The sequence below is a fragment of the Acetobacter sp. DmW_043 genome, assembly GCF_002153485.1.
In the GTDB taxonomy this organism is placed as follows: Bacteria; Pseudomonadota; Alphaproteobacteria; order Acetobacterales; family Acetobacteraceae; genus Acetobacter; species Acetobacter thailandicus.
In genome coordinates this window covers 42,822-56,772 of the sequence record NZ_JOMN01000013.1, presented here as the reverse complement: position 1 = coordinate 56,772, position 13,951 = coordinate 42,822, and the positions used below count along the sequence as shown (strand labels likewise).

The window sequence follows — 13,951 nt, the reverse complement described above, 5'->3', positions numbered from 1 at the left end:
TGCTTTAGTTTCAACCTGTGTAATGTCGTGCAAAGACAACAAGGCCGGCTGTCACCATAAAACATAAAACAGCGATCAGAGAACGACCTGACAAATTCCCCAGCCCACAAACCCCGTGACCACTCGTGCACCCTCTGGCAAGCCTGGTACCCACACCAACCAGCACACCTGAAAGCATGAGCCGCGGCCAGCCCGACTGACTGAAGGAAACAGGCACACTCCACCCCCAGACAAACCGGGCCATCACACCTGAACCGACAATACCGGCGAGAAAAGCCCAGCACCAGAGAGCCGGAGGCGAGATGATCGCGCGCCCCATAATGCCACTAACACCGGGAATATGCCCTGTCGCAGCTTTCATAAAAACGGCGGCACCCCCGATCAGGATACCGCCGCCAAGCGCACTGAGAATGGCTAACGTCATATTACTGTCTGACGAGCTTTCTTAATGTCGAGACCAGAGCATCGACATCTTCAAAACTGTTATACAGCCCGAAAGATGCTCTTACTGTTGCCTCCACACCAAAACGCCTGAGCGCCGGCTGCGCACAATGATGACCAGAACGCGCAGCGATGCCGTGCTGGTCAAGATATTTTGCCACATCTGTCACATCATAACCCTTAACAACAAAGGACAGAACACTGGCCTTTGCCGCAGCCGTACCGATAATTCTCACTCCCGGCAGACGTGCAAACTCTGCTGTTGCATATTCCAGCAAGGCATGTTCGTGCGCAGCAATAACAGGCAAACCAATCTGCTCAAGATAATCAACTGCCACACCCAGCCCGACTGCACCGGCAATATCAGGCGTACCAGCTTCAAATTTCTCAGGCAGCCCCTGAAACTCTGTATGACCAAATGTCACGTCGCGTATCATATGCCCGCCCCCCTGCCATGGGGGCATCGCCTCTAACAAAGAGCGTTTGCCATAAAGAATACCAATGCCGGTCGGCCCATAAATTTTGTGGCCTGAGAGCACCAGGAAATCAGCATCCAGGGCAGCAACATTTAACGGCAGATGCGGCGAGGACTGTGCTGCATCGACCAGAACCGGCACACCATAAGCGTGCGAAAGAGCAATAATCTGCTCAACTGGGTTAATTGTGCCCAGAGCATTTGCCACATGCGTCACCGCGACAATTTTTGTACGACCAGAAAGAAGCGATGCAAACTGATCCATCAGCAGCTCACCTCTGTCATTGACCGGAGCAACACGCAAAACAGCACCGGTCTGTTTTGCCAGGAGCTGCCATGACACAATATTGGCGTGGTGCTCAATTGTTGTGATTAAAATTTCATCACCAGCCCCAATATTCGCATGCCCATAACTTTGGGCAACGAGATTTATGGCTTCTGTCGTCCCTCTGACAAAAACAATTTCTGCGGCTTCACGCGCACCAATAAAGCGCTGCAGCTTCTCACGCGCTCCTTCAAAAGCATCCGTCGAGCGTGCAGCCAGTGTATGGGCCGCACGATGGATGTTTGAATTATCATGCTCGTAAAAACGCGATGTTGCATCAATAACAGTGCGTGGCTTCTGGGTTGTTGCCGCGTTATCCAGCCACACCAGCTTATGCCCGTTAACAGACTGATGAAGCACCGGGAAATCGTTTCTGATATGCCCGATATCATGCGGCGTCAGGGTTGTTTCCCGGACAGCTGCCTGTGCCTGCTGCCCCCGCAGAAAATACGGCAGATTTTCAGGTAAAGGTTCATTTTTAAGTAAGCTTCCCGGCACAGAAAAATGACCGGTAAAAAACGGAGAGACTGTTTCCTCTGAAAAATTATTCAGTCCATTATCAGCCGGCGCAGAAACCGGTGTACGAGACCACACAGGCTCATAAACCGAAGCCTCTGCCCCCGAAACCACTGGCAAAGGCGACGTAACCGGGGAAGAATGAGCAGTGGAGGCTGTTTTGACAGCCCCCTCGCTCAGCACATCTCTCAGAGCCTGCGCTATAAGATTTTGATGCGCTTTAAGACCCGGTGCATTATCAACATCAGGTCGTGTAGTCATAATAGTTTCCAATCAACACGTTATCGAGCCGGGCAATAGCGTCTTCAACCAGAACAGCAGCTGAGAAGTAACGTGTAATCAGGTGTGACGCGACAGAATACTGATCTGTGCCGCTATAGCGTACAGAAAGACCAGGCTCGACTTCACCGGTAATACCGGTGTTATGCAATCCGATAACGCCCTGCTCTTCTTCACCCACACGGAGCAGGAGAATGCTTGTCTCACCCGCTTCAGAAACCGGAATTTTATCAGATGGCACCAGCGGGATACCACGCCACGTAAGGAAAGGTGAGCCAAATAACGTTACTGTTGGTGGCGGCACACCGCGACGCGTGGCTTCACGACCAAACGCAGCTATTGCTTTAGGGTGAGCCAGGAAGAAAGCCGGCTTTTTCCAGACCTTACTAATCAGCTCATCCAGATCATCCGGTGTCGGCGGGCCACTCCGTGTCGGGATACGCTGTGCAACTGCTGTTTCGCGCATCAACCCAAATTCAGGGTTATTCAGCAGCTCCCACTCCTCGCGCTCACGAATAACATCTATGACTACCCTTACCTGCTCACGCAGCTGATCAAACTCATTACTGTAAAGATCTGTGACACGTGTGTGCGTACGCAGGACTGTCTGTAAAGAATGGAGGTAATACTCACGCGGGCGGTCCTGATAATCAACAAAAGTTGTCGGCAGCCTGGGCTCACCATCAACGCTTGAGAGAACCTGAACCGCGGCCTCACCATACTGGTTAATGCCGGATGCACCTGTATTACCATGCCCGAAATGACTGAATGTCTCTGCCAGCCAGGGGTGCTCGTGAACGGTATCAGGTGAAAGCGTAACGACTTTCGTCTCACCCACAGCAATCAGCACACCATATTTTTCATTATGCCTGACAAGGCCACTCTGCCCCGGCGCCAGCAGCAGATGCCGGATATAACGCCCCTGCGCAGCCTTTATCTTTTGCTGCACCTGACCTTCGGCAACAATCAGCAGGCTGCCATTATCAACAGAAAACTCTTCACCCGCGGCAATATTACGGGTTTTAAAAGCCTGCACAACTTTCTCAATTTCCGCATACTTCTGAGCTGAAAAGCCCGGAAACACAGCAAGGCTTTCTGACGTCGGGTGAAGCCTGTCGCCAGTTCCGCTAAAAACAACGCCAGCAAACCACGGGGAGATAATGCGGCGTCTGTTAACACGAAACACGCCACCACCAACATTCACCCACGGCAAAAGGCGATGCAGCCAGCGTGGAGTACGTTCGAGATTCTGAACCTGCGTAACATGTGCTGTCGAAAGCTGTCTGGCAGACAGGTTACGATCAAGTGCTGAAGCTCCTGCTGAGGTTGCAGGATGTATTTCCGTCATGATCTAAAAACCCTGCATTTTTAAATAGATGTCAGATTAATGAATGTTTATATTAATCAATCAGCAACATCGACTCTCAGGACGAACCGGATAAACCAATTTTTTCGCTCCCTTTATTTACCAGATTATTTTAAATCCGGATTCTTTAAATGAGCGTAGTATATTATTACAAAATGTCAATAAAACAAAAGGGGCGAATACTTATTTTCAGATATATAAATAAGTAAATTATATATATTCAGACCGATAGCTGGCAATATTGGCTTCGCTCCACACATCAGTGAAGCGAAGTTATAACTAATAACGATACTCCCACAACAGACCAACACTACTGCCCGGATCATTTTCCGGGGTAGTAAAGCCTGTTACGTTCCCGCCGGTACCAACTGTCGTATTAAGCTTAAGGTGTTTTGTAAGGTCAACCTGCACCTGAGCCTGAGTACCTGCGCCTGAAGTTGACTGCTTGGCACCAACATATACGCCCTTCATCACATATTTTCCGGCCTCAACGGTGGTACCACCATTACCAACCCCCGAACCGCCGCCAATAGCCAGGCGATCAAGACCTAACGTTTTACGCAGCATGCCCATAGGGTCAAAAGTGGTCACACCACTCAGCGTCGCCAGCGCCGCACCCAGCTCAATCATCTGCGCGGAGGACAAAGCGTGACCATCTGTCCCGAAAAGTAACAAGGCAAGCACCTGATCCTGCGGCAGTTCAGGGGTCGATGAAAAGCTAATTCTTGGCTCACTGGCATAGCCTTCAACCTTCAGCATCGCCACACGCCCCTGCACCGACCTGTCAGCTTCAAAATTAAGAGTGGGGTCAAGCTTATGACTCACCCCACTGCCATTGAATGCAACACGGCCGCGCGTAAAATTGAGGGAAATACCAGCCAGATCAAAGTTACCACGCTTAAGGTCAAAACCACCGGTAATATTCGGGTTGCTCGCCGTACCTTTAATCAGCAGATTACCTGCCATCTCTGCATCAAGACCATGACCTCGCACATAAAACATACCCGGTGATATAACCTGGAGGTCAAGACCGATCACCACCGCATGAGCTTCTTCCGTATGCTCTGCCGGTGCTGCTGCCTGCTGGCCTGGACGAATAACATCAAGCTGTGCAACGGAGGTTGGCAGTGAACTGGGAATATTCACATTTACTTTTTGCAGGTTAACGTTACCGTCAACATCGATACGTGTCGTCGCCTGCCCTTTAATCGCAATATCAGCATTAAACGCAGCCGTAAGCAGGTCGCTCGCAACCGGACTGGCATTCTTTGCCGTAATACGCACATCAACCGGCATACCCGGAGCGAGCACCCCAACCGAACCTGCAACGCCTATTGTCCCTTTGCCAGCTTTAGCGGTCAGGCTCTGAATAACAATATGGTCTTTCTCACCGACAATACGGCCGTTTATATCAGACAGGCGTACACCTTGTGCAAAGTCCTGAAATTCAGCCTTCTGCAAATCAATTGCGCCTGTCACGACAGGTGATGGTAAGCGTCCGGCCACACGCATATCAAGCTGCATCACGCCCCGGGCTTCACGCCCCTGTGCGCCTAGCACACCATTAGCGATAGACAAATCAAGCCTTCCGTTCGCCCTCATATCAACCGAACCAGTCGATGAGAGCGGTGCGGTACCTGTAAGGCCAAGCTGAAATTTTGATCCCGCTGAGGTTGTAAGCGTAACATGCGCGCCATCGCCGGCCATTTCTGCTTTCGCATCAATTGCCAGAGCGGGAAGCGACGCCAGGGCTGAGCTCCCCTGCAGGCGCAGGTCACGCCCTGTCAGCTGAGCGCGCCCTGTCAGATTACCGGGCATTCCGTTCACAACAGCAGAAAGGGCTATATCACCCTGCGCATGCAAAGAAGGCATAAAGGGATGCGCGAGGGCCGGTGTCAGATGCTGAATATTTGCCGTCATCGCAATTTTAGGTTTTACGCGCCCGGCAACATCAATCGTAGCAGGGCTTGCGCCCGGTGTTGTAAGTATCGCACGCAGGCGGTCTACCCCGACCTCATCACCAAATGAAACCTGCACCGGTGCCTGAAGCTTCAGTGTTTCCTCTTTTGCTGTTGCTGATAATCTCTGAATACGCACCTGCTTTGCCGGCAGGTTAAGCACACTCGAAACATCAAGCGCGAGAGGGCTTTTGGACCAGCTGGCCGGCCCCACAAGGGCCGTAATCAGCATGGCATTTTCAGGCCCTTTTGCTGTCACAGCAGCCTGCCCTGTTACACCACTGGCAGCCAGCCCTGAGAGTTTTAACGTCAAATCAGCATCAGGGTGCTGCACAGGGTCAAGTACCGAGCCGGCAAGAGACAGATTACCAACCGTAACCTGCGGCATGGTAACGTGGCCATTGACCTTCAGCGCTACTCGCGGAGCTGCCCCCTCCTGCGTGGTCTGCACACCGGCTGCAATGGTACCCGTAATCTGCTGGCCGGTCATATTTCTGAAATCTGCCAGGCGGTCTATTTTTAATGTCAGGTCACCCAGTGGAAGGACTGCACCCTGTGGCAGAGACAGATCCCCTTTACCCTGAAGGCTGTTCCAGGAGAGTTTGTTAAGATGCAGCTCACGCACGCCGTCAGCAGCCTGAGAAAATGCTGCATCAAGCAGGAGAGGTGCTTTATCTACCGAACCCTGTGCCGTCAGTGTACCCTCAGGAGCTGAAGGTAAATGTGCCAGCCGGGCATCAAGTGTAACCGGCCCCGGTGGCATTGTAGCAGTACCTGGAGTGCCCTCAAGATGAATACCGGCCCCAAAATCATCCATCGGCCCTTCGGTATTAAGGTCCAGCTTAAGAGCACCTCGCAGTGAAGGCAGAATTTTTTTCAGGTCAGTCAGAGCAAGGCTGGCCGTTACCTTCATGTCCTGCCCCAGGTTCACCAGCCCCTGAGCCGTCAGGTGAAGGGCCTGTCCGTCAAGAGAAAAATGCTGCACATCAACCTGTGTGCCCTCTTTAACCTGCGTTGTCGCAACCTTCTGCTTATCAGCTTTAACGTGAGGTTTCTCCTCCGTTTTGTCAGACACGGCCTGTTTGAACGACCTTAAAATCGTATCCAGGGCAAAAGTGCCTTCAGACCCGATCAGCCCGACTGCCTGCGCCTGCCCGCCTGTAACAGCAAGCTGGCCTTTGGCATTAATATGTGTGTCACCCTCCGGGCTTGCAGGCAGAGCAAACCCTGCATCAACCCCGGCATGCCCCTCCAGCGGAGTTTTAGCAATCTGCGCCAGAGGTTTCAGGTCGGGCAGCGCAAGTGTCAGCGTGCCTTTTTGCGGGGCCGCAACCATAACATGCCCGTTCAGGTGCAGCAGAGGGTGAGAAAGATCAAAGTCCAGCGGTTTACCAGATTCACCCGGGTGCAGGCTGGCATCAAGACGCAAAGGCGCAGATGCAAGAAGCAAAGGTGCCGGCCCTGGCAGGCGAATACCCTGAGCTGTCAGTAAAAGATGCAAAAGATCTTCCTGACCTTTATGACCAGTCTGCCCTGAAAAATCGACCCTGAGCGTGCCAGCCCCGGCTCCTGCGGCGGCCAGACGGTCCACTTCCAGAGTAGCATGACCATCAGGTGCCATCATGTCACCCTGAAGCTGCGCATCAAGATGAATACCACCCCAGCCAATATCAGTGCGCAGGGTCATCTGCGGGGCATCAAGCCCGGCCTGGAGGGAAACAAAACGCTTTGTGACAAGGTCCAGTGTACCCTCACCTTTCAGCGTAACCGGCCCCGCCCCGACATTAAGCGTAAGCGCTTCAGCCGTTGTGCGTCCCTTCATATCCGCTACCACGGACAACGGCGTGAGTTGCGGCAGTTTAAGGAGCTTCGCCGTAAAACCTTCATTATCTTCGTGAGCATCCAGATGCAGCGCAAGTTTGCCGTCATCGGTTGTCGTCATAAGGTTAACCTGCCCGACCTGATCAAGCCGCTTAACATGCAGGTCAATTACTGAAGAAGGCAGATGTTTAAGCGATAATCCGTTCAGCACAGCATCGAGAGATGATAAACGGGCATGCCCCTGCAAGCCAAAACTGGCAGCCTGCCCTGCAAGAGCCGCACCCACATTTATACGCGTCAGAGCCAGGCTCTGTATGTCTATTTTAATGCCAAGATTGTATGGCGTATCTGAGCTTTCTGAGGTGCTGCCATCAGAAACAGGCAGTCGCGGGATATCGAGCTGATCGGCCGTGGCTGTGTAAACCTTTGCTGTGCGACTTACCAGAGCCAGAGGAGACCAGTTAAGGTGCAGATGTGTCAGCTTTAACCAGACACCCTGAGCATCTTTGATCTCAATTTTTTCAAGGCGCAGGTTATCAGGAAACCGCCCCCCAAGCCCGCTGAGAAGAACCGTGTTGCCTGTCAGCGAAGCCGTTTGCTGCATGATAAGGCGGCGCCCCGCGCCGGTATTTGCCCCTATCAGAATAACAGCCAGCACAAAGATAAAAAGCGCCAGGATACCTGCGCCCGCATACGCAGCAATACGCCCGGAGAGACGCAGGAACGAACGACGCACTGAACGCGCCTCATGACCTTGCGCTGACATCAGAATGTTTCTCCCAGACCGATATAAAGCTGCCACCGGCTGCCGCGCGGGGGCCGGTTAAGCGGCACACCAATATCAAGACGCACAGGGCCAATAGGCGTGTAATAACGAAGCCCTCCGCCGGTACCTACCCGTACTGTGCCAACAAAGGGTGCGCTGTTGCTGCCAACCTGACCAGCGTCGATAAAGCCTGCAAAACCAAAGCTTGAAAGCACACGCTGCCTGTACTCGATCGTACCGGCATCAAGCGATGTACCACCTATAGCGTAACGTGTTCTGCCATACTGAGGCCCGACACCCTGCCAGCGATACCCTCGCACGGTCGCACTGCCACCGGCATATAACCGCTGATCTGGCGGAATGTCATAAGTACCGGCTCCCTGAATAGTACCCAGCGTGGCCCGGAAGGCAAACACACTGCGCCCCGGCTGGCTGATACCAAAATTAGCCAGATCAAAATAGGTAGAAGCTGTTGCATTAAAAATGGTAAACAACGAGGTGCCTACACCTTTGCTCCCCAAAGACAAAGAAGGTGTTGCCCCCATATTGAGCCTGAAACCATGAGTGGCCGGTATAATCGGATTTGATACACCCGTATTATCAAACGAAGCTGATATTGGCAGAGACGCGATTGTATAGTTACGCGTTACGCCAAACTGCTCGACTTTCTCCTGAATGCCAGCCACGCCATAATTAAGATTCCAGTGCTTGCCAAGCTGTTGCGCCACGCCCACGCGTGCCAGCAAAGCGGTCTGACGATAAGACCAGAAAAGCTGCTTCAGCCCTTCAACACGCACACTCAGATTACGCCGGTCACCAAAAAAATCAGGCTTAAGAAAATCCGCATAGAAATCATAGCCCAGCCCCTGCTGAGCTGACGCACCGATACCCGCAACAAGGGCGGCAATCTTAAGTCTCTCTGCATTACCGAACAGGTTATAATGTGTCCAGTTCACCCCGCCGCGTATACCCAGATCTGTTGAGTAACCTGCTTCAGCACCAATCTGATGACGTTTTGCTTCAGCAAAGTGAAAATCAAGCGGCATTGTGCCAGCCACCGCTTTTTGCGAGGCATCTCGGACAGCAACATTTGAGAAAATACCCAGATTAACAAGGTCCTGACGCGCGGCATCGATCTTGCCGGGCTGATAAAGCTGGCCGGGATGTATAGTCAGACGACGACGTATGAAAGAGGGATTTGTATGCTTCAGTCCGCTCAGGGTGATCATACCAATATTCAGAACCGGGCCGGGCACAACATCATAAACAATATCCAGAGTATGGCTTTCAGGGTGCAAATATGCCTTTGGTGCCGCTATCGTCGCCAGCGCATGCCCCTCTTCCATCAGAAGCTGGGTTAAGCGCCCCTGAGCCCCCAGCACCTGACTGGCGACAGCAGGCATACCTGTGTGCAGATCAAAAGCCTTCTCCTGCGCTGCGGTAAGATGCAGCTCCTTACCAGAAGAGGGTTCAATGACACTGATACGCCCCAAATGAAAAAGCGGCCCTCTCTGTGCCGAAATATTGACTGAGATTTTTTCTTTTGCCGGAACCGTATCAATCCACGATGCAACTGAGGAAGACTCACCATCAATCTCAGGAGCATCAGACCCTTTGGCACGGTGAAGGGTGATAATAATTTTGCCGCCGTAATAACCGTAACTTTCCAGGGCAACCTGAAGCCGCTCATAGTCACCGCGAATACGCCCGGCCAGTGCAAACGGGCCAACCGGATTTGTATTCTCGAGACTGACCAGGTTGGAGGATGCATTAAGAGCTGCATCCAGCCCGGCATCACCTGTAGAGGTCAGACTGACAGTATAAGGCTGAGGGTCAGCTGCTCTTGCTGCATTACCCGGGTACAACAGCATGAACGAGAGGCCCGCCAGAACACGATTCGCCGCAAGGAGCTGTAACTTCTGAACACAGCATTGTTTCCAACTCACTGATTGCTTCCCGACCGCCCTGTCACGCTCCGCCTCTTCCACCTGTTTGTACTCATAATATCTTTATCGTTTCACACTTATACCCTGTCAGCATGACAAAAACAGGGCGAAACACGCTTTCTGCCCTGAATATCCTTTCATCAGAACATCAGAACATCAGAACACGTCGTTACTGCGTACATACACGATTTCCAAAAGTGTAAGTTCGCGTTATGTGTGGAAATATGTCATGCCGCCTGTATATCATGTTCTGTTCCTCTTTTGTCGGACAGGTTATCATCTGTGACTAAACGCCGCGCTCGCTCATCTCATCGCCCGCTCAGCTCCGATTATTCAGATGCTGCGCCCCCGGGGTCTCTCTCCCCTCTCCCACGATGGGTGGAACGTTTGTGCGTGCTTCAGCAGCGTGTACGCAGCGCCAGGCGTCTGGTCGCCATATCTGTGTGGATCCCGGGTTCTGTTGCTTTCCGGGCGCTTCTGCTGCGGGTTCCCGGCACCGCTAAAATCAGATGGAGCCGTGTCATTTTCAGCACGCTCTGCCGTCTGCTCGGCATCCGCGTCCGGACCATAGGGCACAGAGCCGGCACAACAGGAGGCAGGAGAGCCCGAAAAAGAGGCGAACGGCCGGTCATCTACATCTCAAACCACTCTTCATGGCTTGATGTACTGGTGCTTGGCAAAGTGTTGCCCACAGTTTTCGTTGCCAAAAGTGATATTCTGGGCTGGCCCGGAATGGGGCTGATTGCCAGAATTGGCGAAACAATTTTTGTCAGTCGCAACCGCAGTTCTACCGGACGTGAAAGCGACGAAATGTTCAGCTCCCTGAACGAAGGCAACAATATGGTGCTGTTCCCTGAAGGAACATCTTCAGACGGTTCACGGGTTCTGCCTTTCATGTCCACCTTTTTTGCAATTGCCAAACCACCTCAGCTGCGTGGCAGCGCAAAAACGAATGGCGCACCGCCCCTCTCCGGCGCAACATTTGCCCCGGGCATGACCCCTATCATACAACCTGTTTCCCTTGTCTATGATCAGCTCAACGGCCTGCCCGTACAGCGCCTGAAACGGCCCGTCTTTGCATGGTATGCGGAGATGGAGCTTGGCCCGCATCTGTGGCAGCTGACGCAATGGAAACAGGCACGGGCCAGCGTTATTTTCCACGAACCTCTGGACCCTGAGCTTTACCCGAGCCGCAAAGCCCTTGCCCAGGCCACATGGAAGGCCGTTGCACAGGGGGCTGCAGATCTGAGACAAAACAACCCCGATGCAGCACCCGAGCCGGCAAAGCACGCCCCGACGTCTCTGCCCCGCGACACACTTCGCGGGCTGGCAGGAAAGCTCGACAAAATGAGTCGGCGTCTCAGTGCAAGTCGCCAGAAGACCCGCCGCCATTAAGACACATCATAACAAAAAATCTCCGGCACATTATCTTTTTTGCAGCCAGCCAGAACACAGAACTGGAAAAACGCCGCGTCATATGAGAAAATGACCCGGACTTCCACATTTCCTGGCTTTGTCCTTTATTTCTGCTGCACGGGACAGACCCGCAGCATATACGAGTGTTTAGAATCATGACCTTATCTGCCACCACCACCAGCACCAGCACCCGTCGGGGTCTGCATGTTATTACATGGGGGTGCCAGATGAATGTCTATGACAGTGCACGTATGAGCGATGTGCTGCGCCCGCTGGGCTATGAGCCTGTTGATGCGCCTGACCACGCAGATATGATTATTCTCAACACCTGTCATATTCGTGAGAAAGCCGTTGAAAAGGTGTTCTCTGAACTTGGCCGCCTGCGAAACATCAAAAATACCCGTGAAGCAGAAGGGAAGCAGACCGTTATTGCTGTTGCAGGGTGCGTGGCTCAGGCTGAAGGACAGGAGATCCTGTCACGTGCACCTTACGTCGATATCGTTATGGGACCGCAGACTTACCACCGCCTGCCAGAAATGGTGGCGCGCGCAGCGCGCGCCGGTGGTGCAGTCATCGAAACTGACTTTCCTGCAGAACAGAAATTTGATTTTCTGCCAGATTCTGCCGCCCCGCAGACAGCTGGCAACCTCACAGCTTTTCTGACCATTCAGGAAGGATGTGACAAATTCTGCTCTTTCTGCGTGGTCCCTTATACCCGTGGTGCTGAAAGCAGCCGGCCGGTAACCTCTGTCATAGCAGAAGCCAGACGTATGGTGGAAAGCGGCGTGCAGGAAATCAGTCTGCTGGGTCAGAATGTTAACGCTTACCACGGTGAAGGCCCCGATGGTAAAACCTGGGGGCTGGCTGACCTGGCGTATGAACTGGCAAAAATCCCCGGTCTTACGCGCATTCGCTATGCCACATCGCACCCTCGCGATATGGATGTTTCTCTGATTAATGCACACCGTGACCTGCCTGAGCTCATGCCTTTCCTGCATCTGCCGGTACAATCGGGCTCTGACCGTATTCTTACTGCAATGAACCGTGGTCATACCGCTGACGAATATCGCGAGATCATTAAAAAGCTTCGTGATGTACGTCCTGATATGGCACTCTCATCAGACTTTATCGTCGGCCATCCAGGCGAAACTGATGAAGATTTTGAACAGACAATGCAGCTTGTGCGTGATGTTGGCTTTGCACTGGCTTATTCGTTTAAATATTCGCAGCGCCCTGGCACACCGGCTGCCGGCGCCCCTCTCCAGGTGCCTGAGCACGTGAAGGATACCCGTCTCCAGGCTCTGCAGGCCCTGCTTCGTCAGCAGCAGGATGACTTTGCTGCGTCCCTTATCGGTCAGACTATCTCTGTTCTGCTGACCGGCAAAGGCCGTAAACCCGGGCAGATCACAGGCAGATCACCATGGTTACAGCCTGTGCACATCACAGGGACAGAAGAGCTGATTGGTCAGACTGTTTCTGTTACAATCACCGAACGCCTTACCAACTCACTCAATGGTATCATGGTAAAGGAGACCGTTGACGCTTGAATACAACACGCCAGTCCTTATCTGAGCTGACTTCAGAGAACGAAGCAGAAAAGACCCTTACGCTGCAGTTCGAAGATAATACACTCCTGGCCAGACTGGTCGGAGACCATGATCGTCATCTGCAGCACCTTGAAGAAACACTGGACGTTAATATTGCCCGCCGTGGCAACCGTATATCCGTCAAAGGAGCTGCACCAGAGGCTGCTACAGCACGTGCAGCTCTCGAGCAGTTATACCTGAGGCTGTCTTCGGGCGGCATGGTAGACATCAGCACACTGGAGGCAGCGGTACGTATGACAACACTCCACTCTGATACAAAACGCCCGGCAAACTCTGAGCATGGGGCCGGCAATGCCTCTGACCAGACGCAGGATGCACGCCTCCCCACATTAAAAATACGCCGCGGTGCGATAGAACCCCGCTCAGCCGGGCAGGCTGGCTATATGCGTGCTCTTGCACGTAAAGAACTCGTGTTTGGAATCGGGCCTGCCGGGACCGGCAAAACCTACCTGGCTGTTGCTCAGGCTGTCGCCATGCTGCAGGCCGGCTCTGTTGAACGCATCATTCTTTCACGCCCGGCTGTTGAAGCCGGTGAGCGCCTGGGTTTTTTGCCCGGTGATATGAAAGATAAGATCGACCCTTACCTTCGCCCTCTCTACGATGCGCTGCATGACATGCTGCCGGGCGACCAGGTGATGCGCCGTATGGCAACAGGTGAGATTGAAGTCGCTCCGCTGGCGTTTATGCGTGGCCGTACACTTTCTCATGCTTTCGTTATCCTCGACGAAGCACAAAATACCACTATCGCGCAAATGAAGATGTTTCTGACGCGACTGGGGCCAGGCTCACGCATGGTCGTCACGGGAGATCTGACACAGATCGACCTGCCCTCCGGCGTTACCTCCGGCCTGCGGGATGCGATTGAGACATTATCAGATGTCCCCGGCATCAGCATAACCCGTTTTGAAGCAGCAGATGTTGTGCGACATAAGCTTGTCGCCCGCATTGTTGAAGCCTATGATACGAAAACAGCTGCGGAAAAAACGAATATTCGCAGCACGCGCACTCAGGAGAACAATGGAACCGCCAGGTAGT

At 52.9% G+C, this 13,951-nt stretch carries 8 protein-coding genes; 3 read left to right on the top strand and 5 right to left on the bottom strand.

All coding sequences use genetic code 11. The features are described from left to right. Window positions 1-10: 10 nt before the first annotated feature. From HK11_RS04370 to HK11_RS04350, 5 genes are all read right to left on the bottom strand, one after another. On the bottom strand, window positions 11-424 hold the full coding sequence (locus HK11_RS04370) for a YeeE/YedE family protein (protein WP_086554128.1): 414 nt from the start codon (window positions 422-424) through the stop codon (window positions 11-13). 1 nt (window position 425) lies between these two features. Further along, window positions 426-2,018: a cysteine desulfurase gene (locus tag HK11_RS04365; protein ID WP_086554127.1), complete on the bottom strand. Its 1,593-nt coding sequence runs from the start codon at window positions 2,016-2,018 to the stop codon at window positions 426-428. Continuing rightward, on the bottom strand, window positions 2,002-3,384 hold the full coding sequence (locus HK11_RS04360; protein ID WP_086554126.1) for a family 2B encapsulin nanocompartment shell protein: 1,383 nt from the start codon (window positions 3,382-3,384) through the stop codon (window positions 2,002-2,004). The genes HK11_RS04365 and HK11_RS04360 overlap by 17 nt, the downstream gene beginning before the upstream one ends. 297 nt (window positions 3,385-3,681) lie before the next feature. Beyond that, window positions 3,682-7,947 (bottom strand): translocation/assembly module TamB domain-containing protein, encoded by a 4,266-nt coding sequence (locus tag HK11_RS04355; protein ID WP_086554125.1) that lies wholly within the window; start codon window positions 7,945-7,947, stop codon window positions 3,682-3,684. Beyond that, a complete protein-coding gene (locus HK11_RS04350) occupies window positions 7,947-9,893 on the bottom strand; it encodes an autotransporter assembly complex family protein (RefSeq protein WP_233127587.1) in 1,947 nt (648 codons plus the stop codon). Before HK11_RS04350 ends, HK11_RS04355 begins: the two co-directional genes overlap by 1 nt. 378 nt (window positions 9,894-10,271) lie before the next feature. On the opposite strand from HK11_RS04350, the gene HK11_RS04345 reads away from it, so the two are divergent. From HK11_RS04345 to HK11_RS04335, 3 genes are all read left to right on the top strand, one after another. After that, complete coding sequence (locus tag HK11_RS04345; RefSeq protein WP_233127591.1) at window positions 10,272-11,288, top strand: 1-acyl-sn-glycerol-3-phosphate acyltransferase; 1,017 nt, start codon at window positions 10,272-10,274, stop codon at window positions 11,286-11,288. 176 nt (window positions 11,289-11,464) lie between these two features. Then, window positions 11,465-12,856, top strand: coding sequence for a tRNA (N6-isopentenyl adenosine(37)-C2)-methylthiotransferase MiaB (miaB, locus tag HK11_RS04340; RefSeq protein ID WP_086554122.1), 1,392 nt, complete (start codon window positions 11,465-11,467; stop codon window positions 12,854-12,856). Further along, window positions 12,853-13,950 carry a PhoH family protein gene (locus tag HK11_RS04335; RefSeq protein ID WP_086554121.1) on the top strand — a complete coding sequence of 366 codons (1,098 nt, stop codon included), beginning with the start codon at window positions 12,853-12,855 and terminating at the stop codon, window positions 13,948-13,950. The genes miaB and HK11_RS04335 overlap by 4 nt, the downstream gene beginning before the upstream one ends. Window position 13,951 lies beyond the last annotated feature (1 nt).